The following is a 25,667-nucleotide window of genomic DNA, read 5'->3' on the forward strand; positions in this document are numbered from 1 at the left end:
TATTATAACAAAAAGCAGAGAAAAATTCTCTGCTTTCGAAAAATATTCCTATATACGTTTAGTGAATAGCCGATTTAAACTTACCACCATTTGTCTCTTGCGTGCTCATAATCGTAACAAACGCATTTTCATCAATTTCATGCACAATTGACTTTAACTTCGTCACTTCTAGACGCGTTACAACTGCATAAATAACTTCTTTTTCTTTATCTGTATAACCACCTTTTGCTACAAGCTTTGTAGTTCCACGACCGAGTCGATGTAAAATCGCATTTGATACTTCCTCATATTGATCAGATACAATTAAAACTGCTTTCGTTTCATCTAGCCCTTGAATTACTGTATCGATTGTTTTAAATGCAATATAGTACGTCATAACAGAATACATCGCTTGTTCCACACCAAACACAAATGCTGCCCATGCAAAAATAAATAAGTTCACAAACATTACGAATTCACCAACAGAGAACGGTAATTTCTTCGTTAATAAAATCCCCATAATTTCAGTTCCATCTAACGATCCACCATGACGAATTACAAGTCCTACACCAAGACCTAAAATAAGACCACCAAACACAGTCGCTAAAATAGGCTCTGTTGTAAACGGTGGCACCGCATGTAACGTTGACTCAATGAATGCTAGTGCTACAATACCAAATGCCGAAGATAACATGAATGTTTTTCCAATTTGCTTATAACCCGAATACATAAATGGGATATTGAGAACAACGACTAAAGTAGAAAAACTTAACCACCAAATATTAGGAGTAAGGTAATCTAATATAAGAGAAATACCAATAATTCCACCATCAATAATTTTATTTGGCATTAAAAATAGTTCAATCGCTACCGCTGCGCATGCTGCCCCAAAAATAATCATAACTAAACGATAAATGAGATGAATAACACTTTCTTTTCGATGTTGCTTTTGCTCCATAGGTCCTCCCTTTACTCTTTTTCTGTAGTTTTGTCCTTATATTATAACATACGCTTCTTTTCCTCATGAAAAAAGAAACTCTATACGAATATGTACAAGCTATATGCTCATATATTTCGATAGAAGAACGCCTGAAGGAGGATAACAAGATGAACCTCATTAAACAAATTGTTAATAAAAAATTAAATCATATTTCTACAAAAGAGTTATTAAAATATAGCAAAGAATATGAAGTTTCTATTACGACTGCACAAGCTGACCAAATCGTTTTACTTATGAAAGGTAAAAATATTAATATTTACGATAACAACGAGCGACTAGAGCTCTTAAAACAGATTGCAAAAGTAACTTCCCCTGCCACTGCCCAACAAGTAAATACATTATTTCAGCAATTACTAAAATAAGGAGGGGAAATCCCCTCCTTATTGCGCTTTAATTTTTTCAAGAAGCCCTTCATCAAAAGTACCGTTTTTCAGCATTTCGATTTCCAATTTGTATGGTGGCTTCTTATCTTTTTTATCTTCCCCTACATACGGTGTTTCAAGAATTTTTGGTACATGCATTAACTGTGGATGATGTACAATGTGATGCAACGCTTTATACCCAATGTGACCAAATCCGATGTTTTCATGACGGTCTTTTCCTGCTCCGCGTACATTTTTACTATCATTAATATGAAGTACTTGTAAACGATCTATACCAACGATCTTATCAAATTCGTTTAATACACCGTCAAAATCATTTACAATATCATATCCTGCATCGTGCGTATGACACGTATCAAAGCATACAGATAGCTTTTCATTATATTTTACGCCATCAATGATCTTTGCAATTTCTTCAAAGCTACGACCACATTCTGTTCCTTTTCCTGCCATCGTCTCTAACGCAATGTTAACCGTCTGTTCTGACGTTAGTACTTCATTAAGCCCTTTAATAATTTGTTGAATACCAGCATCTGCTCCAGCACCAACGTGCGCTCCTGGGTGAAGAACAATTTGTTTCGCTACACCTAATGCCGATGTTCTTTCAATTTCCATACGAAGGAAGTCTACGCCTAATTGGAATGTTTCTGGCTTCGTCGTATTCCCAACATTAATAATATACGGCGCATGGACGATAATTTCCTCAATACCATTCAGCTCCATATGTTTTCTTCCTGCTTCTATGTTCAATTCTTCAATTGGTTTTCTTCGTGTATTTTGCGGTGCACCTGTATAAATCATAAACGTTGTTGCACCGTATGAAACAGCCTCTTCACTTGCTGCTAATAACATGTTCTTACCACTCATGGAAACATGAGATCCAATCTTTAACATACAATCACCTCTTCAATATACAATAGATATAATGATAGCATAATTTGTAGAAATATGTAGTGAATTGTTTGTTCACAAAAGACGCACTACACAAATTTATATGAGTATTTAAACAGACTATACTCTTCATTTAAATTAGCGGGATTAAAAAAAGATAAGGGAAACCCCTTATCTTTTTTTATTGCTATATTTTCTCTTCACTTTGTCACGTTCTGTTGCAAGTTTACGTTTATAGTTTGGTTTTACTTTTTTCGGTTTTTTAATAACTTTCGTTGCCATAACGTCAAGTTCGTCATTTGGTTTTTTACGGCTCTTACGACGACGACGCTCACCTAAATCTGCCCACTCATCTCCGCGTAAATCTACATGTTTAAACTCGATATGACGTTGTTTTTCTAAGCTATCTAATGCTTCTTCGTTTGCTGGATCATAAATCGTCACTGCAATACCAGAATGCCCGGCACGTGCTGTTCTTCCAACGCGGTGAACGAAGAAATCTAAATCTGATGGTAGCTCATAGTTAATAACATGGCTAATTCCTTCAATATCGATACCACGTGCTGCTAAATCAGTCGCAACAATATATTGGAATTCAAGGTCACGAATTTGTTTCATCATTTTTTTACGATCACGTGGTGATAAATCCCCGTGAATTCGTCCAACTTTTAAGCCGCGTTCCATTAATCCATCAGCAACTTGATCTGCCATTTTTTTCGTATTCGTGAAAACAACTGCTAAATACGGTTTAAATTGAAGTAGCATTTTATTCACTAAATCAATTTTATTACGATGTTTAGAAGGCACTAAATAGTGTTCAATGTTTCCAGCTGCAACTTGTTTTGGATTGATATGAATATGCTCTGGATTCTCCATATATTTCTTCAGAAACGGTTTTAGTTTTTGAGGAATTGTTGCAGAGAAAACTAGCATTTGCAAGTTTTTAGGCATGCGTGCTGCAATTTTATCTACATCGTGAATGAATCCCATATCAAGCATTAAGTCAGCTTCATCGACAATAATCGTATTTGCTTTATGAACAAATAATGCTTGTTCTTCTACTAAGTCTTTAATACGTCCTGGTGTCCCGACTACGATATGAGGTTGTTTTTTCAACTTTTCAATTGAACGTTGTTTATCAGTTCCACCAATTAAACAACGCGCTGTAATCATTTGATCTTCCGCACAGAATTTTGTTAATTTCACAATCTCTTCGTAAATTTGTTGTGCTAACTCACGAGTAGGTGCTGTAATAACAAGTTGTACTTCTTCACGGCTTGCATTAATTCTGTTCAATGTAGGAAGTAAGTATGCATGTGTTTTCCCAGAACCTGTTTGGGATTGTCCAATTACACTTACACCTTTTTTCACGACCGGGAAAATTTTCTGCTGAATTCCTGTCGGCTCTGTAAAGCGTAGTTCACGAACTGCATCTATTAAAAATGGTTTAAAATCATACTGTGTAAAAGTTTGTTGTGTCATAAGTTACACCTTCTTTCTAAATTTCTACTGCGCGCACAAATCAGTCAAGTCTACATTATATCGAAATCTACAAGTAAAATCCATCTTTAGTTTAGGTTTTCCCTTCAAAAACTAACCTTCTTCCCCCTTATTGCATATTGTATGTGTATATACCTAACTGAAGAAAGGAGGATTTCTCACATGTTTCCAAAATCCCCTACAAGACAAATGTATCCAAATCAAGGGCAGCAACCTTATACACCATATCCAATTCCACAACTACCACCAATGGCACAAAAAAAGAAAGGGTTCCTTGCTAAACTCTTTAAAAAACACGATCCAACCGAACCTTACATGCAAATGGTTCCGCCTTATCGACAAATGGAAGGACCACCACCAATGATGCACCAGCACCAGCAACCGCCACCTCAATATCGGCAACAATATCAACCCCAATATCAACAGCAATACCCACAGCAGTACTCACAGCAATATCAACCATACATGCAGCAGCATCCAGAGCAAATGATTCCCCCTCAAATGTACGAATCAAACGAAACGCGCGGCGGTGCAACAACTACAGCAGCATCCAGTAGCGGCATCGGCAGTTTTTTTGCGAATTTAATTTCGAATCCAACTAATATGATAAACAATATAGAAAAAGTATCCCAAGTCGTTCAATCTGTAAGCCCTGTCGTCGAACAGTACGGCCCTATTATGCGTAACCTACCAAGCATTGTTAAAATCCTCACCTCTGGAAAAAGTACGGAAGAAGATTCAACTAAAAATCAGGCTGAAGACATAACAGAAAAGGTTGAGGTAGCAACTCCGCCTCCTCCACAAAAAAAAAGAAAAAGAAAAAAAATAGTGATTGAGCCAGTCATAGAAAAAGAATTACGAGAGGAGCCTGTTCAAAAAACAGCAACAAAACCAAAACTATATGTGTAACAATCCTTTGTTTTCTATCCACTCCTCCTTTATAATGTAAAAGACTATGCACAAAAGTATCCCTTGTTTAGAAGGAGAGGATTACTCATATGAAAATTGTTAAAATTTCCCCTCGTGGTTATTGCTACGGTGTTGTCGATGCAATGGTAATTGCACGTAACGCCGCATTAGATAAATCATTGCCGAGACCCATTTATATTTTAGGTATGATTGTTCACAATAAACATGTTACAGACGCTTTTGAAGAAGATGGAATCATCACATTAGACGGTCCAAGTCGCTTAGAAATTTTAGATAAAATTGATTCTGGTACTGTTATTTTCACTGCACACGGTGTTTCTCCAGAAGTTAAACAACGCGCAAAAGAAAAAGGTTTAACAACAATCGATGCCACTTGTCCAGATGTTACCAAGACACATGACCTTATCGAAGCTAAGAAAGCGGAAGGGTATCATGTCATTTATATCGGTAAAAAAAATCATCCAGAGCCAGAAGGCGCAGTTGGTATTGCACCTGACATCGTTCACCTTATCGAAAAAGCCGATGATTTAAAAACATTAGAAATCCCAACAGATAAAATTTTAGTAACGAATCAAACAACGATGAGTCAATGGGATGTTCAACATTTAATGGAGGACATTCAAAAAAAATTCCCAACAGCAGAATTCCATAAAGAAATTTGTTTAGCAACTCAAGTTCGCCAAGAAGCTGTCGCTAAACAAGCTGATGTTGCAGACTTAACAATTGTTGTCGGTGATCCGAAAAGTAACAACTCAAACCGTTTAGCACAAGTGTCACAAGAAATTGCTGGTACCAAAGCATACCGCGTTGCAGACGTAAGTGAGATTAAATTAGAGTGGCTACAAGGTGTAGAAAACGTAGCTGTTACAGCAGGTGCTTCTACTCCAACTCCAATTACAAAAGAAGTTATCGCTTTCTTAGATCAATATGACCCAATGAATCCCGCTACATGGGAGAGAGTTCGAAAAGTACCGTTACAAAAAATATTACCTCGTGTAAAAGTGAAAAAAGAACAATAATAAAAACCGTTGCCTATATGAGCAACGGTTTTTATTTTTCTTATACAAATGTAAATGGATCTGTATGTAATTGCGAAGCATGAATGTGTACATTGAGTTTCTTTGCATCCACTTTTTCTTGTAATTGCTTTTGCACACCTTGCTTCATTACTTTTTCAACGTTATGTCCTGGGTCAACTATATTTAAACCGAGCATCATCGCATCATGAGCAACATGATAATACATGTCACCTGTTACATATACATCTGCTCCTTTAAATTTAGCTTGATTGATGTATTTGTTACCATCACCACCAAGTACAGCTACTTTGCGCACTTTATCATCTAATTTCCCAACAACTCGTGCACCCTTTACATCTAATGATTGCTTTACATGTTCTGCAAACTGTCCAAGTGTCATTTCTTCTTTTAAGTATCCTATTTTCCCAAGCCCTAATGTTTCGCCTTTGTTATCAAGTGGATACACATCATACGCTACTTCTTCATATGGATGTGCCGTTACCATTGCTTTAATCACTTTTCGTTGTAGTGAAACTGGAATAATCGTTTCGATCCGCACTTCTTCTACGCGCTCTAACTGTCCAGTTTCCCCTACATAAGGATTTGTCCCCTCTTGAGGTACAAACGTACCTGTACCCTCGCTACTAAACGTACAGTGGCTATAATTGCCGATATGACCAGCACCTGCGTCTCCTAATGCTTTTCGTACTTCCTCTGCATGAGTTACTGGCACAAACACAACAACTTTTTTCATTTCTTCTGCATATGTCGGTGCCAAAACTTCTGTATTTTGCAACCCTAACGCCTCAGCAAGTAAATCATTTACCCCGCCCTTGGCAACATCCACATTTGTATGCGCTGCATAAATGGCAATATCATTTTTAATACACGTTTCAATAATTCTTCCGTACGCTTTATCTGTATGAATCGCTTTTAACGGATTAAAAATTAAAGGATGATGCGCGATAATGACATTCGCTCCTAATTGAATCGCTTCCTCCACAACTTCCTCCGTTACATCTAATGCAATTAATACGTGTTGTACAGATTTATTAAGCGCTCCAATCTGCAGACCAATTTTATCTCCTTCCATCGCCAGATGCTTCGGATACATACTTTCAAATAAAGAAATAATTTCATGGCCGTTTGGAATTTTACTCATGATAAAATCTCCCCTATCATTTTCATTTTCGCTTCTACTTCTGCACGTTTCGCTTTTGTTTCTTCAGAATTAGCCGCACGTTCTAACTGTTTTAAAATATTTTGGAAGTTTTTCAATTCCCCTTCCCATTTTTCAACGAAAGCTTCACTTTTTTCTTTTATTAAAAATGGCCCCATAAACAATCCCGCTTGTTTATTTTCCGAGTAAGGTGCTTCGACATTTCCTCGCTCTCCTACTAAAATCTCATAAATTTTCCCATCTTCTTTTACGATTTTTTCATGGATAAGCTCCCAACCATTTTCAACAAACCATTCACGAATATGATGTGCTGCAATATTCGGCTGTAAAATTAAACGTGTTACACCTTCTAATTTTTCTTTACCACTTTCTAAAATGTCACGAATTAACGCTCCGCCCATTCCAGCAACCGTAATTACATCTACTTCTCCTGGCGCTATAACAGCTAATCCATTCCCTTTACGCACATCTACTTTATCTTGCAAGCCACTTTCAGCTACAGTTGCTTGTGCAGAGCGAAACGGTCCATCTACAACCTCTCCAGCAACTGCTTTTGTAGCAATATTATTTATAATTGTATAACACGGTAAATACGCATGATCCGATCCAATATCAGCAACTGTAGATCCTACCGGTATTTCACGCACAACTTCTTCTAATCGTTTTGAAAGCTTTACTTCATTCATGTATTTCCATTACTCCTTCTCTTGTCAGTCTGTCTCCATGATAATGAATTTATAGTAGTTGTTGCAAGCCCATAACAACAATTCACTTCTCTATCATTCATCGTATTTTAGAAAATATAGAAAAACAAGCCCTTTGCATAAGCAAAAGACTTGTCATACGGAACTTTATTTTTTCTTCGATAACCAATCAGCTACTTTAGTGGCTTGATCAGCTGGAACTATATTAGCAGGCATATTGCCCTTTCCTTTCGAAAGAATTTCTTTAATTTCATCCTTTGAAAGTTTCCCACCAATTTTTTGTAAGTTAGGTCCTACTGCCCCTTGTAACTGATCACCGTGGCAGCTCGTACAGCTTTGCTTCACAATATCCTCTGGTTTTGATGCTGTTTGTGCTGGCTTCCCGCCATTTTTTGCATCAGCTAACTCTTTAGATTTATTTAGCCCCTGAAATGAAAATACAAACATAACGATAATACCCAATGCTGCAATAAGAGCGAACGGAATCAGCGGATTACGTTTCATATCTCTTCTCCCCCCTCTATACCCCTAAATAGTTAGATGATTCAGTCATTTCCATTGTACTTGAAAACGCTCTATCAGAAAAGAGAAAACTACTACTTGTTAAAAATATTCCATAAATTCAGTTTATTGTTTTTTATTGTCATATAGCTTATTATTTCGATAATTATTAACGTTTCTCATCATATTTTTCGCTTTTCTACATATATTTTTGTATAGAATAAACAAAATTAATCGAAAAATCGAAAAATGAGCATTTGCAAATCAAAAGACAATTCTGTAAAATAAATTACAAGAAATTGTAATCGTTGCCGATAGCTAAATTTTAACAAAAATTAACAAAATAAAAAAGTTTACTTCACAAAGGTGAAGTAAACTTAAAAAATAACCTATTCTAAGAAATCCTTAAGACGCTTACTACGACTTGGATGTCTTAATTTACGAAGTGCTTTTGCTTCAATTTGACGGATACGCTCTCTCGTTACGCCGAATACTTTCCCAACTTCTTCAAGCGTACGAGTTCGTCCATCATCTAAACCGAAACGAAGACGCAGAACATTTTCTTCACGATCTGTTAGTGTATCTAACACATCTTCTAATTGTTCTTTTAGCAATTCATAGGCTGCATGGTCCGCAGGCGATGTTGCTTCTTGGTCTTCAATAAAGTCACCTAAATGGGAGTCATCTTCTTCACCAATTGGTGTTTCAAGAGAAACTGGCTCCTGTGCAATTTTTAAGATTTCACGTACTTTTTCTGGAGCAAGATCCATTTCTTCACCAATCTCTTCAGGAGACGGTTCGCGACCTAAATCTTGTAATAATTGACGTTGTACACGAATTAACTTATTAATCGTTTCAACCATATGAACTGGAATACGAATTGTTCGCGCTTGGTCCGCAATCGCACGTGTAATAGCTTGGCGAATCCACCAAGTTGCATACGTACTAAATTTGAAACCTTTACGATAATCGAACTTTTCAACAGCTTTAATTAGACCCATATTACCTTCTTGAATTAAGTCTAAGAAAAGCATACCACGGCCTACGTAGCGCTTTGCAATACTTACTACAAGACGTAAGTTTGCTTCTGCAAGACGACGTTTCGCTTCTTCATCGCCTTCTTCAATACGCGTTGCAAGTCGAATTTCTTCTTCTGCAGATAGTAAGTCTACACGACCAATTTCTTTTAAATACATACGAACAGGATCGTTGATTTTAACCCCAGGTGGTACACTTAAATCATTGAGGTCAAACTCTTCTTCTGTTTTTGTAATTTGGCGATTATTAGGGCCTTCTTCGTTGTCATTATCACCAACTAAGTCAATGCCTTGTTCACCTAAATATTCATAGTATTCATCCATTTGATCGGATTCAATTTCAAATCCATTCATGCGTTCTGCAATCTCTTCATATGTAAGAACGCCACGTTTTTTTCCGAGCTCAGTGAGTTGTTCTTTCACTTGCTCAAGGGTCATTTCAGTTTCAATTTGTTTAGAACGAGCTGGTTTGTCAGCCATCTGTTCCCCTCCTTACGCGAGATACAAACATTCATTATACTAAAACTTTATCAAAAAAGCTATTTTCTCGCTTTTTGATTTTGTAAATATGCTACATAATATTTAGCAGCCTCTACAGGATCTGTTTTTTCCATTTGTTTCACTTTAAAGATAATCTCCATCTTTTCAAGTTTTTCCTGATGCCGTCTAAGCGTCTCCAAATGGCCTTGCAACACTTCTTCTGTGTATTCTGGATTAATAAATTCATCCGTCGAAATATCAGTGATAATATTTTTCAACTTTTCATCAGAGAGCCAACTTAAAAATGTTCCGACTGAAGGTTCATTTCCCTTTTCATAATATGCGTATAGTTCATATAAAATCCCTTTATGTTCTTCTGTATGAAAATCTTCTATATGGGATTCCATACGAACAGCTACTTCTGCACTTTGCAACATATGGTAAATAATTTCTCTTTCCGCTCTTTCAAAACCTGTTAACTTCGGTTTTGTTTGAACGACTTGAGACGGTTTAGCAACCTGCTTTATTTGTTTTTGCTGTACCTTTTGTTCTTTGCGATATTGGTGCAATTGATTCAAAAGTGTTTCCATTGAATACGAAAATTCTTGCGATAATGACTTCAAATATGACTCTGCCTGCATCGCATCTTGTAACAACGATAACTCTTTTAAAACACTTTTCACATATTCTTCTTTGCCAGACTCATCTTGCAAATTTTTCCCTAAACGCAAATAATTTATTTTAAAACCAACAAAACTCACACTTGATTTCACAAGATTTTCAAAAGCGGTAGTCCCATATTGTTGCACATATTCATCAGGATCAAGCTTATCTGGCAAGGATGTGACTTTCACTTGGCAACCAACTTTCAGCAATAATTGCCCTGCTTTCATCGTCGCTTCTCGCCCTGCTTTATCACCATCATAGCAAAGAACAACAGTTTCAACGTTACGTCGCAGAAGTTTTGCTTGTTCTTCAGTTAAAGCTGTTCCCATTGTCGCAACAGCTTCTTCCACACCACTTTTTACCGCAGCTAGTACATCGGCATATCCTTCAAAAAGAACCACTTGCCCACGCTTTCTAATAAACGGTCTTGCTTGGTGGAAGTTATACAACAATTTACTTTTGTGAAAAATCGGTGTTTCAGGGCTATTTAAATATTTCGGAGTGTCATCCCCTAACGCCCTTCCACTAAACGCTATCACCTTACCTTGTAACGTATAGATCGGGAACATAACTCTTCCACGGAAGCGATCGTAATGACTACCATCCTTCTCACTTCTTATTAGAAGGCCAGCTTGTTCCATACTAGACAGCGATAAACCTCTTTTTTGTAAAATTTTCGTCGCTGCATCCCAAGCAGGTGATGCATAACCAATTTCAAACTTCTCAATCATCTCTTTCGTAATACCACGGTTTAATAAATATGAAAGTGCTTCATTTCCCTCTTCCGTATTTACTAATAAATGATGATAATACTTTTTCAATAATTCATGAGCTTGTTGCATGATGACAGTGTCATCAGATATGTCTTCTTGTTGTCCTTGTCCTGATGTGTACTCTGCAACCGCAATTCCATTTCTTTCGCCTAGCTTTTGAACAGCCTCGGTAAAAGCCAGTCCTTCCATTTTCATTAGAAAGGAAAATACATTTCCACCTTCTCCACATCCGAAGCAATGAAAAATTTGCTTATCAGATGAAACAGAGAATGAAGGAGAATTCTCACCATGAAATGGACAAAGGCCGAAATAGTTACGCCCCTGTTTTCTAAGTTGAACGTATTCACCAATGACTTCTACAATATCGGATGATGTCCGAATCTGTTCAACAACTTCTTCGGGAATTCTGTTCCCCATAACTCCATCTCCGTGTCGTATTTTGTATTCGATATAAATTAAAAAATTCCTTTATAATTCGACAATATTTTTCTAAACTTGTTAGAAAGTGTTGCCGATTACATTGTATAAACGATTTTGAACCTTTCCTATAGGTCCTTTATCTGCATAAATCGCATATACATACTTGCTATATAAAATTGTATACATTTGCTCATCTGTTACAAATGTATCTCTTAGAAACAATACATATACACCTTTTTACAAGAAGAGTAGCAAGCCACATATACTGTTTGATCTTGAGATCTGTAACTTTTTCATGTTGATCCATATAACAATCAACTCCATTTTGTTCAGTATCTACAATGATCCAATTGCCTTGCTATTTCCTTAAAGGATGAGCATATGATGCGACAAACAAAATTCCGACATGAAATTCCGCTCCAACTTGCACAATTTCAGCCTTCACGGGATATACATCTACACCAACTAATATGTTGTTGATGTTTTGCATATTTCTGTATTCTACATCCCTTCTGTGAATCCTTCCATAATGTGCGTTTTCTTGTATAGATTTTGTCGATTTAACGTAATTACATGTCTTTTTCGTAAATCCTATCCCTAGTTTATTCTGAAAAATTAAAGTCTAAACGTAAAATATAGGTTTTTATCACAATTTTTTATTATAATATATTTTCTTCAACTACGCTACATATCCCTTTATTTTTTCAGCTTACATTTCAGGATGACAAACTCACACCTTGAATATACTAAAAGACAAAGGAGTATAAGTATAACCATTACACTACAATCTATTACAAAATCCATAGGTATCATATTTCACACGAGCGAAAAAAGCACATTCACCTTTGGTAAATGTGCTAAAACATTTTTTGGTTTTGCACTGCATTCACAATAATATTTGCTGTTTCTTCAATCGCTTTATTCGATACATCGATTACTTGGCAATTTATTTTACTAATTACTTCCTCAAAGTGATCAATTTCTTCTTGAATACGATTAATATTTGCATATGTTGCTCCATCACTTAATCCAAGTGATTTTAATCGTTCTTTTCGAATATGATTTAACTTATCTGGCGTAATTTTCAAACCGAAACATTTTTCTTTTGCCACTTGATATAGTTCTTCAGGTGGGTCAACTTCTGGCACGAGTGGTACATTCGCAACTTTCAAGCGTTTGTTATGAGCTAAATATTGGGAAAGTGGTGTTTTTGATGTACGCGAAACACCAATCAACACGATATCTGCTTTTAAAATACCTCGTGCATCTCTGCCGTCATCATACTTCACAGCAAACTCAATCGCTTCAATCTTTTTAAAGTATTCTTCATCTAACCTACGGACAACACCTGGCTCATATCTCGGCACTTGCCCCGTAATTTCTTCAATTTGATCAATAAGAGGGCCGATAATATCGTATGCCTCTACCCCTTCTTTTGCAGCCTCTGTTACTAAATACTGGCGCATATCAGGCTTAACTAACGTAAAACATATAAGTGCTTGATTACTCTTAGCAATCGAAATCACTTCTTTTAATGTCCCTGTATCTTCTACATACGGTACACGTCTAATATCAGGAGCAAACGGGAATTGCCCCATTGCTGCTCGAACAACCAAATCAGCCGTTTCCCCTACAGAGTCAGATACGACATATACGATTTTATTATCCATTACATTACCTCACTTTAAACAAATTACACTTATTCGTTATTTACTAAATTTACAAACGCACGTGTAATATTTGTCTTTGTAATTCGCCCAATCACTTCTAAACCTTGTTTCGTATCTTTTACAACTGGCATTGCATCAATCTGTCTTTCTATTAATTCCATCGCAATATCATATAAAGAATCCTCTCTACGACACATCGCAATGTTTGGCATCCTTGTCATGATAATATTAACCGGAAGAGAGGTTAAATCCTGCTTTCCTAAGCTCGCTCTTAATAAATCTTTACGAGACACAACACCAACTAATAGAGTCATCTGATCTACAACGAACAATGTACCAACGTCCTCTAAAAACATCGTACAAATTGCATCGTATACGGAAACATTTTTATCAATTACAACCGGTCTAGATTGATAATCTTGTACTTTAATTTTCTTAACAGCTTCAGATAATAGCTGCCCCCCAGTTTTACCCGTATAAAAATAACCTACGCGTGGACGTGCTTCTAAATAACCAGCCATCGTTAAAATTGCTAAGTCTGGTCTTAGCGTCGCACGTGTTAGACCCAATTGCGCTGCAATTGATTCCCCTGTAATAGGACCGTGATCTTTTACAATCTGAATGATATGTTCTTGCCGTTTATTCAGCTCTATGATAATCACCACCTTTAATGCACAACGAAAAAAGTTATACTATCTCTTAAATATTATATACTAAATATGCTATTCGAAAAAGAAAGTATGTAAAAAGGACCGTATACGGCCCAAAATTATATTTGAAACTTATCAAGTTGTTCTAAAAAACGTCTTGATTTCAAATAAATTCCGCAATATTCATCATAATATGTATTCAATACTAAACGCATTTGTTTTTTTGTGCTATCCTTTACTGATACATTTCCGAGCCTATGTAAATCGAAATGGAAGAAAAGACGTAATAATTTATGAACAGCTTCTCCTACCGGTATACGATATGGGTCTTGCTCTGCATGACGTGAGCACAGAAAACCGCCTTCCCTTACGGAGAAGGCGACAAAGTCTGTTTCTTGATGACAAATCGCACATGTATCAAAGTACGGGCGCATCCCTAATACCGGAAGCATTTTCGTTTGATAAATTAATGATAATACTTCTGGATCAACACCCTCACACATATAATGCAACGTTTGATATAACATTTCAAATAAATACGGATTATGTTTTTTATCTTCTGTTGCTTTATCAGTTAACTCAACAATAAATGATGCATAAGCAGTTAAAAATATATCCTCGCGAATTTCTTTCATAGTTGAAATAATCTCGCCTTGTTGCAATGTTCCAAGCCCAGATCCCATTTGAATAAGAAAATGGCCATGTGTCATTAATTGCGACACAGATGCTAATCGGCTTTTCGGTTTTTTTGCCCCTCTTGCCATTGCACTTACCTTACCAAGTTCTCTTGAGAATATTGTAACAATCTTGTTCGTTTCTCCGTAATCTGTCGTACGGATAACGATGCCCTCAACTTTTTGAAACATGTTCGTCACCATCCAAGGTTTGAACAAAACGGGTCAAGAAATTGGAGAGTCTAGATGCGCTAGCTCCTCTTCATGTTGATCCATCTCATCGTTTACGTCTTTTTCCATTTCTTTCAAAAGCAAGTACGTTTCAATGCTTCCTGTTTTGGAGAAAAACTTCCAGGTAAAATCTAGCATAAGAATCCACCTTTCTCAATAAGCGTAGCCTATAAACCAATTTCCTTTGTTGTTATTAAATTGACCCATTTTGTCCATTTTCATGTGAGAAAAATTTTTCCTAATTTATCAAAGTTCATAAAAACCAATAATCAGTGGATGAACCAACCATCCACTGATTACAACTTTACTCTATTTTAGTACTCATCCTCGCGGAAACCTAGGTCACGAAGCTGAGACATTTTATTACGCCAATCTTTTTGCACTTTTACCCATACTTCTAAAAATACTTTAGAACCAAGTAGCGCTTCAATATCAAAACGAGCTCGCTTACCAACTTCTTTTAACATTTTCCCTTGTTTTCCGATGATGATTCCTTTTTGTGATGCACGTTCAACAACAATCGTTGCATTTATATAAACTGCCCCGCCCTCACGCTTTTGAATCGCATCGATAACAACAGCCACAGAATGCGGCACTTCTTCACGTGTTAAATGTAGTACTTTCTCACGAATAAGCTCTGCAATAATAAATCTCTCCGGATGATCCGTTACTTGATTCTCTGGATAGTATTGTGGTCCTTCTGGTAAATACTTTTTAATTGTTCCAATTAAAGCGTCCACATTATTACCGTCTAACGCAGAAATTGGTACAATCTCTGCAAACTCATGTAGTTTACGATATTGATCAATTAACTCTAGTAATTGCTCTGGATGAAGTTGGTCAATTTTATTAATGACTAAAAATACTGGTTGTTTCGTTTCTTTTAATTTCTCAATGATGAATTCCTCACCACGACCAAATCCTTCAACTGCATTAACCATAAACAGAACAATATCAACTTCTTTTAATGTCGTTTGCGCCATCTTTACCATAAAGTCGCCTAATTTATGTTTAGGTTTATGTATTCCTGGTGTATCAATGAAAATAACTTGTGCATCATTTTCTGTATATACACCTTGAATTTTATTACGAGTCGTTTGTGGCTTATCACTCATAATAGCAATTTTCTGGCCGATAATACGGTTTAAAAATGTAGATTTTCCAACATTCGGTCTGCCAATAATAGAGACAAAACCTGATTTATAACCTTTTCTATTCATGTAAATCCTCCGCTAAAAATGCTCCTGGTAACAATTCTCCGACTGTCGTCTCTTGAACGTCACCATGTAAGTTTGATAAGTATACTTTCGTATCCTGTTTACATAATTCTACCATAACTTGTCGACATGCTCCACAAGGAGGTACTGGGCGCTTTGTATCTGCTACAACCGCAATGGCTACAAATTCTTTATCTCCTTCAGAAATCGCCTTAAATAAAGCTGTTCTTTCAGCACAATTACATAAGCCATATGATGCATTCTCAACATTACATCCACGATATACTTTTCCACCGCGCGTTAATAATGCTGCACCTACTTGAAATTTAGAATATGGTACGTACGCTTGTTTACGCGCTTCGATTGCTTCTAGAATTAATTGTTTACTATTCATATTCCCGCATCCTTCCTGTTCACAGCTATGAAGAGATACACTCTCTCATTAAAGGCCCTTACAGCACTTCCAAAGCTTAATAAAAGCTTCGGAATGCAACTATACCATATACGGTAAAAAGATAATAGCACCAATTATAACAGCTATAATTGCAAACAATAAAACCGCTCCTGCCGCAACATCCTTTGCAATTTTTGCAAACGGATGAATATCGGCAGTCGCTAAATCTACCGTTTTTTCCACAGCCGTATTTACCATCTCTAAACTCATTACACTCCCTATTACAATAAGTAATATCATCCACTCTATTTTCGTAATATGGAAATAAAAGCCGCAGCATATAACAATGACTGCGGCTAAATAATGGATTTTCATATTTCGTTCATGACGAAAACAAAAGAATATACCAGCTATAGCATATCCAAAACTATCTATAAGTTTTCCTTTTTTCATCGTCCTAATCCAAAAGCTTCTAAAATTTCTTTTTGTCTTCCGAACATTTCTTTTTCATCTTCTTCTGTCATGTGATCATAACCAAGTAAATGTAAAAAGCCATGTAACGCCAAAAATCCAAGTTCACGATCGAAAGAATGTCCGTACTCTTCAGCTTGCTCTTTCGCTCTTGGAATAGAGATAATAAGATCCCCTAACATGCGCGGCATCTCTGCACCAACAATCTCCATTTCTCCTTCTCCCATCTCTTCCATGGCAAAGGATATTACATCTGTAGGTTGATCTTTATCTCGGTAATCACGATTAATTTCTCTAATGCGCTCATTATCTACAAATGTCACCGATACCTCCGCACCATCCTCGATATTTTCCATTTGAGCTGCTTTTTCTAACACTTCACGAATTAAACTCATATACTCTTCTTTTACTTCTTCTGTTTCATCAATAAAATCAATTAACAAACTCATTCTTTCTCCTTTTCTTCCGGAGGTTCCGGATATGTAATACGCGAATGGAAAATACCATTTAACGTTTCACACAACGTTTTTCCAACGATTTGTAGTTCCTTAAACGTCAAATCACATTCACTAAATTGACCGTCTTGCAGTCGATCTTTAATAATACTTTGCACCAAATTATTAATTTGTTCTGGCGTTGGGTGATTCATAGAACGTACCGCAGCTTCTACACTATCAGCAATACCAACAATTGCCGATTCTTTCGAAGTTGCTTTTGAACCTGGATAACGGAACATCTCTTCTGTATATTTTTCTTTATCTTCTTTAATAGCTTTATAATAAAAATATTTCAGTAACGTTGTACCGTGATGTTGCCCAGCGATATCAATAATTTCTTGTGGAATATGATATTCTTCGAGCATTCTTACTCCATCCGTTACGTGAGCAATTATAATATCTTTACTCGTTACAGGATCTAATTTATCATGCGGGTTTTTAATTCCCATTTGGTTTTCAATAAAGAATTGCGGTTGTACTGTTTTTCCTACATCATGATAATATGCCCCTACACGCGCTAATACACCATTTGCCCCAACTGCTTCACAAGCAGCCTCAGAAAGATTCGCTACCATTACACTATGATGATATGTCCCTGGCGCTTCTAACAAAATTCTGCGTAAAAGCGGATGATTTGGACTTGATAGTTCCATAAGCTTCATACTTGATACGATTCCAAGTCCACTTTCTAAATATGGTAAAATCCCCATAGCCAAAACGGATGATATAATCCCTGAAAGTGAAGCCATTAATAATTGCGTACCAATTTCAAGAGGCGAAAAATTCCCATTACGTAATAATAAGAGCGCCGCTAATACGACTACATTTAATACAGAAACGAGTATACCAGCTTGTAAAATCATTGTACGACGATTTTTTTCTCGCAAGAAAATACTAACCGATAATGAACTTAACAATACGTAAATCCCTACACTATAATTTAATGTACTCGTTACTCCTTCATTAAACATAATACTTCCGCATACAGAAAAAATCATACTCGTTAAAAAGACAAATCGATCACCAATCATTAGTTTTACAAGTATTGTTCCCATCGCAACTGGGACAACATATGCAATCCCTGCGTATTCAAGTTTTTGAAACAAACTAATGATTTTCATTAAGACGATTGTGATAGACAAAATTGTAATATACGCTAAAACATACGGTCTATCTTCTCTTTTTCTCTTTAAAAATAATTCAAATTGTTTATGCATAAAGTATAGTAATACACCAATGAGTACCGCTAATCCAACATAAGGTTGAAAGCCGTTCCCTTTTTCTAACAAACCAACTAATTTCAACTGATTATACACATCACTTGAAATCGTTTCACCTTCTCTAACAAGAACTTGTCCTTGAAGAATATAAACAGGTGGAACTAAATCTTCCTCTGCTTTTCTCTTCTCTTTCGTTAAGATCGGGTCATAAAAATAGTTCGCTGAAATTGCATATCTTCCTAGCGCCTTAATTGACTCTTTTAAACCATTATCAACATTAACACTATTCATCTCACTTACATATCGTTCTTTCGCATCTTTCAATTCGTCCATTTTAATATGCTCAGTCATGATACTATTAATCGCTGTGACCGCAGCATCTTTCGCTAATACTAATTGGCTCGAATCTGCATTAATCAAATTTAGTAAGTTTGAATCAGATAATTCTTTCGTTAAGTCAGCGGGTAGTTTCTTTTTTAACTTATCCACTTTCTCAGCATCAGTCATCTTTTTTTGATCATCCGGTCCAACAGCTTTAATCTCTTGCACCACTTCATCCACTTTAGCAAAGACGTCATTCACAATATCAACTTTGTTTTGTTTATACTCACTTTTATATGTATATTGATCTTCAACTTTTGTAGCGGCTTCTTTTTTCTTTTTATCCGTTGTAACTTTATCTTCAATTTTTATAGGAGAATGGATTGTCTTTTTCGCAATAGAATACATATTAACATCTAATTGTTCTGGTTTTACATTATTCATAAGCGCAAAAAACAGCACTGCTCCTAACACAACGTAAGAAATCCAACTTAGTTTTTTCGAATGTTGTAAATTACGAAACCACTTAGAAATTTCTTGAGATCTTGACATGATTTCAATACCTTCTCCTCTCCAGAAATAAAGTGAAACTATTTATAGCTTTCATTTCTTCTACCCAACGATACTTTGAGGCAACATTTTACACACCAGTACCTATAGTTTATTTTCCTTATCTTTCATGATAGTAAAAAATATGACATTCGCCAACCTTATCATACAAAAAGAAATGATCCTGACAAATAGGATCATTCCATTTTATCATATGCCTCAATAATACGTTGCACCAATGGATGTCTCACAACGTCCGTTTGTTCTAATGTAATAAATGACAGACCTGATACACCAGATAAAATATTAGCAGCTATAGATAGCCCTGATTTTACCCCTTTTGGCAAGTCTACTTGTGAAGGGTCCCCTGTAATAACCATTTTAGAGCTAAAACCTAATCTTGTTAAAAACATTTTTATTTGAGCACCCGTTGTATTTTGAGCCTCATCTAAAATAACAAATGAATCATCAAGCGTACGCCCCCTCATATAAGCAAGCGGAGCTATTTCAATTACTCCTCGCTCCATCATACGCTGCGTATATTCTTGTCCAAGAATATCATGTAAGGCATCATATAATGGACGTAAGTATGGATCTACCTTCTCTTTCAAATCCCCTGGTAAAAAACCTAAATTTTCTCCAGCTTCTACAGCAGGTCTTGTTAAAATAATTTTCTTTACATATCCTTGTTTTAAAGCTCTCACAGCCATTACTACAGCTAAGTATGTTTTTCCAGTTCCTGCAGGCCCTATCCCAAAGACAATATCATTCTTCTTCATCGCATGAATATATCTTCTTTGCCCCATTGTTTTTACACGAATGGATTTACCTTTTGCAGTCTTGAAAATTTCTTCTTCATATAACTCTTCAAATTGAGCAATTTTCCCTTGTTGCGCGAGCTGAATTGCATACGCAACATCTCTCTCTGAAATTGATATACTTTTACGAATTACAACAAGTAATTGCTGTAAGATTTTTTCTACGAGTGTCACCGTTTCAACTGCTCCAGATACATGAACAGTTTCTCCTCTAGTTACAATCGATACATTCATTTCTCGTTCAATTACTTTTAAATGTGCATCATTGACTCCAAAAAGAGCGATTGCTTCGTTAGTATTTTCCAATTGTTGGTTCATTTCTACTAATTGTTCTGCCATTACTCAGTCTCCTTGAATATCGGATTCGGATATTGGTTGTGGCTCTGCAATATTTTCAACCACAGTATAATGCAATGTGACTTTTAGTTGATCCGCCTCAACCTCTTTACTCAAAATCTTATCACTTACAATCATAGCATGTTCATCCAATTTTTTCTTTAGTTCTTTTTCGGCCATCTCCTTCGCTACTTTCAGCGCTTGCTTTTCTGTATATTCTCGATTCGCTTCTTCCTCTTCTCTCACAACATCTTTTTCATATGCAATCGGCAGTGTAAAACCAAATAATTTCACATCATGCTTTACACTTTCAGTACGAGAGCGTTTATACTTATCATGCTGAAATCCCCATATTTTTATTTTCGTATCCCCGAATTTAAGAAAATGTTCATTGTATACATTACCAGTATACACTTGGAATTGCGTCTTTAGCGGAACATCTACCTTAGATGTATACCACGTTTCGCCATACACAATACCTTTCGCTGAAACAATCGTCGGACTTTCCTCATTACCATATATTCCCGATACGAGAATCTGCCCTTTTTCTACATGATCATTCTTCAGTACAACCGGCTTTCCAACTTCTACAAACGTTTTTGTAATAATCGCTTCTTTTTTTGCTACTAAATTTTGCGGCCTTTGTTCCTTTTCTTTTTTCGGTTCGTTTTTTTCAACAATTTTAAAATGATACGTCGTCCCTCTTACTTCTAGTCCCGCCCAAGTAATGGCATTAATATTATCTGTCAAATGGCGTTGTACATCTTCTACATTCGGCATTTGAAATTGTAGTTTCCCTTTTTTAATACCCATTTTATCCAATTCTTTCATCAATATATATTCTGTTTCGGGTTTTGCTCCTGTAATTTCAATTTTCCAAACCATATTTGACATTGCAATCACGCCAAAAAAGAAAATTAAAAACCCAATTAAAAATCCACTATTTTTAATTAAACGCTTATTCCAAAAAGGAAAACCATAACGTCCAATAAAATATAATTTACATTCATTTTTTCTATAAATTGGTTTTATTTTTTTCACATCGCGTAACAACATACAAAAAACTAACGTTTCATCAGCTATTTTCTTAACATCCCAAACTAACAAATTCCTCCGTACACATTCATTAACAAACCGTTCCGCTCCTCTACCTTCAATCCGCACTTTTACATATCCAAGCCACTTTATAAACCATTTATTTTTCATTTACCACCTTCACTGCCTTTCTAAAAGTAGATATACTACTTTTTATTTGAAGCATTAAAATAGCTCGTACTAAAATGAAACAAATTAAAACTGTAATCGGTCTCTATCAACGAAACTTTTACAGGATAAAGAAGAAAAACTTCACAAATGGAAGTTTCACTTCAATCACCTTTTTTTTCATTTTCTAAAAATGTTACTTGCTCAATTATCCCTTCAAGCAAAAGCTCTTCTGGAAGAATCGTTTTAATAACAAAGGATTGTCCTTTAATTAGTAATTGACCATGTTTTAAAAGCAATCGCACTTCTTTATCTGAAAACACTAATAGCCCCCGATGATTTTCTATATAAATATGTATTTGCCCAACAAGAGTAATCCGAGGCAGATCCATTAATACATCCACTGGTAGGTCTACTTGTTTTGTTAACCAATTTTTCATTTGTTCTAATTTCTTCATCTCGAAAGACCCCCTCCTCATCCCATATATATGTATTTCTTCACAAGTGCCTATCGTGTTATAACGACTTCACTAACATAACTATATTCTGTAAGAGTTCATCTCATGTTAATTAAAACAATCGCTATATGAAATCATATTTATCAGGACAATGATGGATCAGAGAATGTTACCCATAATAATAGAAGTATTAATACAAGAATATGCGCCCTCAGGGGATATCAGTACAAGTTAAATTAAGAAATTGAGCCTAGCAAGAAGTTGGAAACTTGAAAAAACCTGTTACAATTCGTTCTGGACGTGACATACTGACCATAGAATAAGTAGTTGTCATTCATTAGACAAATGAGATAAAATCCGAAAAAGGAAATTGCTCCACTCTGAATTTTGCGGTGTAAGTAAGAATATTTTATAGGTGGTTGTTATATGAATTCCAAAAAAATATTAGGATTCATTAAAAAACAAAAAAATGAATTAATAAGCGAGGAAATACGAAAGGAAATTGGATTTAGTCAAGAAATTTTGAATGTTATAAAACAAGTTACTAACAGCAGCATCCAGCCCTTTTATGCAACTGATTCAAAATCTAAAATAGCCGGAGTCTCTTTCGTTACCTTTGAGGATTCTGCTGAACAGCAAGTTATAAAACTTCAATCTGAGGTTCAGAAACTTGGATACTTAGCTTTTATTTGCGAAAGAAGTTTTAGTCAAGGAAGTAAGAGTGAGTGTACAATTGCAATTACACAAGGAAATGACCAATTTGATATCCTTACAATCCAACAAACAAATGGCGTTAATTACGAAGTTAGCAATATAGATGTTATTTTTAAACTAAGAAAATGGAATGATCGCTATCCTTTTATCATAATCGGTGCAGATCATGACTAGGTTGATGCCATTTTTAGCGCGTTACCTACAGACGAAGAAATGCAATCTTTCGCGCAAGAAATGTATGAATTTTGTCCAGATATAGTGGAACAAGGAACAGAAAGCATTGAGGAGTTAGTCGAAGAAATTAAGAAAACGAAAAAGCTTTTTTTATGGTGGGATTAATCATAACTAAGGCCGTTACCTTTTTTTACATACCAGAGGCGTTTCTATCACTTACAGAAACGCTTTTTAAGCAATATAGCGTTTTTCCTTAATAAGAACAATAAAAAAACGTCTCATACGAAATGAGACGTTTTTTTATGCTAATAGCTGGATAACCAACTTATTCACAAGTGATCCGTCTGTTTTACCTTTTACTTTCGGCATAACAGCAGTCATCACCTTACCCATATCTGCTTTAGAAGTCGCACCAACTTCAGAAATAACGTGCTTGATTACATCAACTAGTTCTTCTTCAGTTAATTGCTCTGGCAAATATGCGCTTAAAATCTGAATTTCACTTTGCAGTTTATTAACAAGGTCTTCACGACCAGCTTTTTTAAATTCAAGGAGGGAGTCCTTATACTGTTTTACTTCACGAGCTAAAACTGTTACTTCCTCTTCTTCAGTAAGAGTATGTTGCAGTTTAATACCTTCATTTTGTAAAGCAGCCTTAACCATACGAATAACGGTTAATTTTTCTTTTTGTTTATTCTTCATCGCTTGTTTCATATCATCGTTTAAACGACCGAGAAGACTCATAACTTACACCCTCTCTTAGAATTTACGCTTTCTTGCCGCTTCAGATTTCTTCTTACGTTTTACACTTGGTTTTTCATAAAACTCGCGCTTTCTTGCTTCAGCAAGTGTACCAGTTTTAGAAACCGATCTTTTAAAACGGCGAAGTGCATCCTCCAAAGACTCGTTTTTACGAACGACTGTTTTTGACATTCTCTTTCCCTCCCTCCGAAACATCACACTTACATACTAACTTCAGCATGCAAAAAGAAACACTTCTTCAGCATGTCTTTTACGATTATAATACATTTTATCACTTCAGGTCAACTATTTGGCAGAATAAAAGAAGAATAGAAGCATTTCCTTTTCAAAAGTTATACAAATAGCTAGTATCCTTCTTTCATGAAGACAACTATATTTTTATCATTTCAACTTTTTTCATACAGAGATGCACGAAACGCCTCTCCACCTTCTAGTACTTAACCGCTTCAAATAAAGAAAGCATGCAAACCGTTTCCGGTTGCACGCTCTTTTTTATGCGCTTGCTGATTCATTTTTCACATCATCTTCAAGAACACGAACAAATTGCGCTTCGTTATATGGATAGCCAGCTTTCGTAATTTTCACTTTCACTAGCTTACCAATTAATTCTTCTGATCCTTCAAATACAATTTTCAAGTAGTTATCTGTATACCCTACATATAACCCTTCACGGTCGCCGTCTTTAAATTGCTCTTCTGGAATGATTTCAAGCACTTCACCTTCAAACGCTGATGCATATTCTTTCGCTAATTGATTAGATAGCTCAATTAAACGATGAACACGATCGTTCTTCACATCTTCAGGAACTTGATCTTCCATGCGTGCTGCAGGTGTTCCTGTACGTTTTGAATAAGGGAACACGTGTAACTCAGAGAAGCGGTTCTCTTTAATGAAATTGTATGTTTCCATGAATTCTTCTTCTGTTTCACCCGGGAAACCAACGATTACGTCAGATGTAATCGCAAGGCCTGGTAACGCTTCTTTCAAACGATCTAAACGCTCTTGGAAGAATTCCATCGTATATTTACGACGCATACGTTTTAATACAGTATTAGAACCAGATTGCAACGGAATATGCAAGTGACGTACAACTACTTCAGATTTATCTAACACTTCAATTACTTCATCTGAAATTTGACTCGCTTCAATAGAAGAAATACGAAGACGTTTTAATCCGCCTACTTCCGCTTCCATATCACGAAGTAATCCAGCTAAGTTATAATCTTTTATATCTTCGCCGTATCCACCTGTATGAATACCCGTTAATACGATTTCTTTATAGCCTGCATCCACTAATTGTTGTGCTTGTTTAATAACCTCTTTTCCATCACGAGAACGCATTAAACCACGCGCCCAAGGAATGATACAGAATGTACAGAAGTTATTGCAACCCTCTTGTATTTTTAAAGACGCACGTGTACGATCCGTGAAATAAGGTACATCAAGTTCTTCGTACACACGTGTTTTCATAATATTGCGGACAGCATTAATTGGTTGACGCTCTTTACGGAATTCTTCGATGTAACCTAACATCTTTTCACGATCCTGTGTACCAACTACAATATCTACACCTGGAATCGCCATAATTTCAGCTGGAGATGTTTGTGCATAACATCCCGTTACGCAAATAACTGCATCTGGGTTTTGACGCACAGCACGTCTGATTACTTGACGGCTTTTTTTGTCCCCAGTATTCGTTACTGTACATGTGTTAATAACATATACATCAGCTTTCTTTTCATATTCTGTTCTTTCATAACCACCTTGTTTAAACAATTGCCAAATGGCTTCTGTTTCATAGTGGTTTACTTTACAACCTAACGTATGGAACGCAACAGTTGACAT

At 36.0% G+C, this 25,667-nt stretch carries 28 protein-coding genes and 1 pseudogene; 4 read left to right on the top strand and 25 right to left on the bottom strand.

Annotation, left to right across the window (positions count from 1 at the left end; genetic code table 11):
- Positions 1-58 precede the first annotated feature (58 nt).
- A complete protein-coding gene (locus ACUXVC_RS21575; protein ID WP_000435960.1) occupies positions 59-937 on the bottom strand; it encodes a YitT family protein in 879 nt (292 codons plus the stop codon).
- 149 nt (positions 938-1,086) lie between these two features.
- Here ACUXVC_RS21575 and ACUXVC_RS21580 point away from each other — a divergent pair, with 149 nt between their 5' ends.
- Positions 1,087-1,341 carry a DUF2624 domain-containing protein gene (locus ACUXVC_RS21580; RefSeq protein ID WP_001048958.1) on the top strand — a complete coding sequence of 85 codons (255 nt, stop codon included), beginning with the start codon at positions 1,087-1,089 and terminating at the stop codon, positions 1,339-1,341.
- An 18-nt stretch (positions 1,342-1,359) separates the two neighbouring features.
- On the opposite strand, the gene ACUXVC_RS21585 is transcribed toward ACUXVC_RS21580, so the two are convergent.
- Both ACUXVC_RS21585 and ACUXVC_RS21590 read right to left on the bottom strand, forming a co-directional pair.
- A complete protein-coding gene (locus ACUXVC_RS21585) occupies positions 1,360-2,256 on the bottom strand; it encodes a deoxyribonuclease IV (protein ID WP_095690204.1) in 897 nt (298 codons plus the stop codon).
- Positions 2,257-2,424: 168 nt separating this feature from the next.
- On the bottom strand, positions 2,425-3,735 hold the full coding sequence (locus ACUXVC_RS21590; protein ID WP_000194023.1) for a DEAD/DEAH box helicase: 1,311 nt from the start codon (positions 3,733-3,735) through the stop codon (positions 2,425-2,427).
- Positions 3,736-3,915: 180 nt separating this feature from the next.
- Between ACUXVC_RS21590 and vrrA the strand changes: the two genes are divergently transcribed.
- On the top strand, positions 3,916-4,662 hold the full coding sequence (vrrA, locus tag ACUXVC_RS21595; protein WP_000484179.1) for a VrrA/YqfQ family protein: 747 nt from the start codon (positions 3,916-3,918) through the stop codon (positions 4,660-4,662).
- 89 nt (positions 4,663-4,751) lie between these two features.
- Entirely contained in the window at positions 4,752-5,702 is a 951-nt protein-coding gene (locus ACUXVC_RS21600; RefSeq protein WP_000706657.1) for a 4-hydroxy-3-methylbut-2-enyl diphosphate reductase, read from the top strand.
- A 40-nt stretch (positions 5,703-5,742) separates the two neighbouring features.
- On the opposite strand, the gene ACUXVC_RS21605 is transcribed toward ACUXVC_RS21600, so the two are convergent.
- From ACUXVC_RS21605 to yqfC, 19 genes are all read right to left on the bottom strand, one after another.
- Positions 5,743-6,864 (bottom strand): Nif3-like dinuclear metal center hexameric protein, encoded by a 1,122-nt coding sequence (locus ACUXVC_RS21605; protein WP_000036248.1) that lies wholly within the window; start codon positions 6,862-6,864, stop codon positions 5,743-5,745.
- Complete coding sequence (locus tag ACUXVC_RS21610) at positions 6,861-7,568, bottom strand: tRNA (adenine(22)-N(1))-methyltransferase (protein WP_001006547.1); 708 nt, start codon at positions 7,566-7,568, stop codon at positions 6,861-6,863. Before ACUXVC_RS21610 ends, ACUXVC_RS21605 begins: the two co-directional genes overlap by 4 nt.
- A gap of 165 nt (positions 7,569-7,733) precedes the next feature.
- Positions 7,734-8,090: a cytochrome c550 gene (gene cccA / locus ACUXVC_RS21615; protein ID WP_000828142.1), complete on the bottom strand. Its 357-nt coding sequence runs from the start codon at positions 8,088-8,090 to the stop codon at positions 7,734-7,736.
- A 386-nt stretch (positions 8,091-8,476) separates the two neighbouring features.
- The gene (rpoD, locus tag ACUXVC_RS21620; protein ID WP_000764066.1) at positions 8,477-9,604 is read right to left on the bottom strand and encodes an RNA polymerase sigma factor RpoD; all 1,128 of its coding nucleotides are present in this window, start codon (positions 9,602-9,604) and stop codon (positions 8,477-8,479) included.
- A 59-nt stretch (positions 9,605-9,663) separates the two neighbouring features.
- Positions 9,664-11,460 carry a DNA primase gene (gene dnaG, locus ACUXVC_RS21625; RefSeq protein ID WP_000528221.1) on the bottom strand — a complete coding sequence of 599 codons (1,797 nt, stop codon included), beginning with the start codon at positions 11,458-11,460 and terminating at the stop codon, positions 9,664-9,666.
- An 81-nt stretch (positions 11,461-11,541) separates the two neighbouring features.
- Positions 11,542-11,685, bottom strand: coding sequence for a hypothetical protein (locus ACUXVC_RS21630; RefSeq protein WP_000479733.1), 144 nt, complete (start codon positions 11,683-11,685; stop codon positions 11,542-11,544).
- A 136-nt stretch (positions 11,686-11,821) separates the two neighbouring features.
- Positions 11,822-11,953: a hypothetical protein gene (locus ACUXVC_RS21635; RefSeq protein ID WP_002024806.1), complete on the bottom strand. Its 132-nt coding sequence runs from the start codon at positions 11,951-11,953 to the stop codon at positions 11,822-11,824.
- A 367-nt stretch (positions 11,954-12,320) separates the two neighbouring features.
- Positions 12,321-13,133 (bottom strand): pyruvate, water dikinase regulatory protein, encoded by an 813-nt coding sequence (locus ACUXVC_RS21640; protein ID WP_000368944.1) that lies wholly within the window; start codon positions 13,131-13,133, stop codon positions 12,321-12,323.
- A 29-nt stretch (positions 13,134-13,162) separates the two neighbouring features.
- Positions 13,163-13,795 carry a helix-turn-helix transcriptional regulator gene (locus tag ACUXVC_RS21645; protein WP_000583756.1) on the bottom strand — a complete coding sequence of 211 codons (633 nt, stop codon included), beginning with the start codon at positions 13,793-13,795 and terminating at the stop codon, positions 13,163-13,165.
- Positions 13,796-13,902: 107 nt separating this feature from the next.
- Entirely contained in the window at positions 13,903-14,649 is a 747-nt protein-coding gene (recO, locus tag ACUXVC_RS21650; protein WP_000487009.1) for a DNA repair protein RecO, read from the bottom strand.
- Between the two features lie 33 nt (positions 14,650-14,682).
- On the bottom strand, positions 14,683-14,826 hold the full coding sequence (locus ACUXVC_RS21655) for a YqzL family protein (RefSeq protein WP_000883924.1): 144 nt from the start codon (positions 14,824-14,826) through the stop codon (positions 14,683-14,685).
- Positions 14,827-15,002: 176 nt separating this feature from the next.
- Positions 15,003-15,908: a GTPase Era gene (gene era, locus ACUXVC_RS21660; protein ID WP_001080230.1), complete on the bottom strand. Its 906-nt coding sequence runs from the start codon at positions 15,906-15,908 to the stop codon at positions 15,003-15,005.
- Entirely contained in the window at positions 15,901-16,299 is a 399-nt protein-coding gene (locus tag ACUXVC_RS21665) for a cytidine deaminase (protein WP_088022801.1), read from the bottom strand. Before ACUXVC_RS21665 ends, era begins: the two co-directional genes overlap by 8 nt.
- A gap of 99 nt (positions 16,300-16,398) precedes the next feature.
- On the bottom strand, positions 16,399-16,752 hold the full coding sequence (locus ACUXVC_RS21670; protein WP_000715464.1) for a diacylglycerol kinase family protein: 354 nt from the start codon (positions 16,750-16,752) through the stop codon (positions 16,399-16,401).
- Positions 16,749-17,219: an rRNA maturation RNase YbeY gene (gene ybeY / locus ACUXVC_RS21675; protein ID WP_000054684.1), complete on the bottom strand. Its 471-nt coding sequence runs from the start codon at positions 17,217-17,219 to the stop codon at positions 16,749-16,751. Before ybeY ends, ACUXVC_RS21670 begins: the two co-directional genes overlap by 4 nt.
- Positions 17,216-19,360: an HD family phosphohydrolase gene (locus ACUXVC_RS21680; RefSeq protein ID WP_000091513.1), complete on the bottom strand. Its 2,145-nt coding sequence runs from the start codon at positions 19,358-19,360 to the stop codon at positions 17,216-17,218. Before ACUXVC_RS21680 ends, ybeY begins: the two co-directional genes overlap by 4 nt.
- 194 nt (positions 19,361-19,554) lie before the next feature.
- Entirely contained in the window at positions 19,555-20,514 is a 960-nt protein-coding gene (locus tag ACUXVC_RS21685) for a PhoH family protein (protein ID WP_098125784.1), read from the bottom strand.
- Between the two features lie 3 nt (positions 20,515-20,517).
- A complete protein-coding gene (yqfD, locus tag ACUXVC_RS21690; RefSeq protein ID WP_000792498.1) occupies positions 20,518-21,717 on the bottom strand; it encodes a sporulation protein YqfD in 1,200 nt (399 codons plus the stop codon).
- Positions 21,718-21,878: 161 nt separating this feature from the next.
- Positions 21,879-22,172: a sporulation protein YqfC gene (gene yqfC, locus ACUXVC_RS21695; protein WP_000732269.1), complete on the bottom strand. Its 294-nt coding sequence runs from the start codon at positions 22,170-22,172 to the stop codon at positions 21,879-21,881.
- A gap of 426 nt (positions 22,173-22,598) precedes the next feature.
- Here yqfC and ACUXVC_RS21700 point away from each other — a divergent pair.
- A pseudogene (locus tag ACUXVC_RS21700) lies at positions 22,599-23,225 on the top strand (DUF4253 domain-containing protein).
- Positions 23,226-23,360: 135 nt separating this feature from the next.
- On the opposite strand, the gene ACUXVC_RS21705 reads toward ACUXVC_RS21700, so the two are convergent.
- The 3 genes from ACUXVC_RS21705 to mtaB all read right to left on the bottom strand — a co-directional run bounded on the left by ACUXVC_RS21705 (position 23,361) and on the right by mtaB (position 25,667).
- Positions 23,361-23,804 carry a GatB/YqeY domain-containing protein gene (locus ACUXVC_RS21705; RefSeq protein WP_375853020.1) on the bottom strand — a complete coding sequence of 148 codons (444 nt, stop codon included), beginning with the start codon at positions 23,802-23,804 and terminating at the stop codon, positions 23,361-23,363.
- Positions 23,805-23,819: 15 nt separating this feature from the next.
- On the bottom strand, positions 23,820-23,993 hold the full coding sequence (gene rpsU / locus ACUXVC_RS21710; protein ID WP_000048061.1) for a 30S ribosomal protein S21: 174 nt from the start codon (positions 23,991-23,993) through the stop codon (positions 23,820-23,822).
- A gap of 321 nt (positions 23,994-24,314) precedes the next feature.
- A complete protein-coding gene (gene mtaB, locus ACUXVC_RS21715; RefSeq protein ID WP_078401053.1) occupies positions 24,315-25,667 on the bottom strand; it encodes a tRNA (N(6)-L-threonylcarbamoyladenosine(37)-C(2))-methylthiotransferase MtaB in 1,353 nt (450 codons plus the stop codon).

Source organism: Bacillus sp. N6, from assembly GCF_052805735.1.

What these genes read in the sequence shown, in the direction of transcription:
- ACUXVC_RS21575 (WP_000435960.1), bottom strand. Translation starts at nt 937, where the DNA reads ATGGAGCAAAAGCAACATCGAAAAGAAAGTGTTATTCATCTCATTTAT.
- ACUXVC_RS21590 (WP_000194023.1), bottom strand. Translation starts at nt 3,735, where the DNA reads ATGACACAACAAACTTTTACACAGTATGATTTTAAACCATTTTTAATA.
- recO (WP_000487009.1), bottom strand. Translation starts at nt 14,649, where the DNA reads ATGTTTCAAAAAGTTGAGGGCATCGTTATCCGTACGACAGATTACGGA.
- ACUXVC_RS21640 (WP_000368944.1), bottom strand. Translation starts at nt 13,133, where the DNA reads ATGGATAATAAAATCGTATATGTCGTATCTGACTCTGTAGGGGAAACG.
- era (WP_001080230.1), bottom strand. Translation starts at nt 15,908, where the DNA reads ATGAATAGAAAAGGTTATAAATCAGGTTTTGTCTCTATTATTGGCAGA.
- yqfD (WP_000792498.1), bottom strand. Translation starts at nt 21,717, where the DNA reads ATGAAAAATAAATGGTTTATAAAGTGGCTTGGATATGTAAAAGTGCGG.
- ACUXVC_RS21600 (WP_000706657.1), top strand. Translation starts at nt 4,752, where the DNA reads ATGAAAATTGTTAAAATTTCCCCTCGTGGTTATTGCTACGGTGTTGTC.
- ACUXVC_RS21665 (WP_088022801.1), bottom strand. Translation starts at nt 16,299, where the DNA reads ATGAATAGTAAACAATTAATTCTAGAAGCAATCGAAGCGCGTAAACAA.
- ACUXVC_RS21635 (WP_002024806.1), bottom strand. Translation starts at nt 11,953, where the DNA reads ATGCAAAACATCAACAACATATTAGTTGGTGTAGATGTATATCCCGTG.
- ybeY (WP_000054684.1), bottom strand. Translation starts at nt 17,219, where the DNA reads ATGAGTTTGTTAATTGATTTTATTGATGAAACAGAAGAAGTAAAAGAA.
- ACUXVC_RS21585 (WP_095690204.1), bottom strand. Translation starts at nt 2,256, where the DNA reads ATGTTAAAGATTGGATCTCATGTTTCCATGAGTGGTAAGAACATGTTA.
- ACUXVC_RS21655 (WP_000883924.1), bottom strand. Translation starts at nt 14,826, where the DNA reads ATGCTAGATTTTACCTGGAAGTTTTTCTCCAAAACAGGAAGCATTGAA.
- cccA (WP_000828142.1), bottom strand. Translation starts at nt 8,090, where the DNA reads ATGAAACGTAATCCGCTGATTCCGTTCGCTCTTATTGCAGCATTGGGT.
- rpoD (WP_000764066.1), bottom strand. Translation starts at nt 9,604, where the DNA reads ATGGCTGACAAACCAGCTCGTTCTAAACAAATTGAAACTGAAATGACC.
- ACUXVC_RS21610 (WP_001006547.1), bottom strand. Translation starts at nt 7,568, where the DNA reads ATGAATGAAGTAAAGCTTTCAAAACGATTAGAAGAAGTTGTGCGTGAA.
- rpsU (WP_000048061.1), bottom strand. Translation starts at nt 23,993, where the DNA reads ATGTCAAAAACAGTCGTTCGTAAAAACGAGTCTTTGGAGGATGCACTT.
- dnaG (WP_000528221.1), bottom strand. Translation starts at nt 11,460, where the DNA reads ATGGGGAACAGAATTCCCGAAGAAGTTGTTGAACAGATTCGGACATCA.
- yqfC (WP_000732269.1), bottom strand. Translation starts at nt 22,172, where the DNA reads ATGAAGAAATTAGAACAAATGAAAAATTGGTTAACAAAACAAGTAGAC.
- ACUXVC_RS21605 (WP_000036248.1), bottom strand. Translation starts at nt 6,864, where the DNA reads ATGAGTAAAATTCCAAACGGCCATGAAATTATTTCTTTATTTGAAAGT.
- ACUXVC_RS21685 (WP_098125784.1), bottom strand. Translation starts at nt 20,514, where the DNA reads ATGGCAGAACAATTAGTAGAAATGAACCAACAATTGGAAAATACTAAC.
- ACUXVC_RS21670 (WP_000715464.1), bottom strand. Translation starts at nt 16,752, where the DNA reads ATGAAAAAAGGAAAACTTATAGATAGTTTTGGATATGCTATAGCTGGT.
- mtaB (WP_078401053.1), bottom strand. Translation starts at nt 25,667, where the DNA reads ATGTCAACTGTTGCGTTCCATACGTTAGGTTGTAAAGTAAACCACTAT.
- ACUXVC_RS21705 (WP_375853020.1), bottom strand. Translation starts at nt 23,804, where the DNA reads ATGAGTCTTCTCGGTCGTTTAAACGATGATATGAAACAAGCGATGAAG.
- ACUXVC_RS21680 (WP_000091513.1), bottom strand. Translation starts at nt 19,360, where the DNA reads ATGTCAAGATCTCAAGAAATTTCTAAGTGGTTTCGTAATTTACAACAT.
- ACUXVC_RS21580 (WP_001048958.1), top strand. Translation starts at nt 1,087, where the DNA reads ATGAACCTCATTAAACAAATTGTTAATAAAAAATTAAATCATATTTCT.
- vrrA (WP_000484179.1), top strand. Translation starts at nt 3,916, where the DNA reads ATGTTTCCAAAATCCCCTACAAGACAAATGTATCCAAATCAAGGGCAG.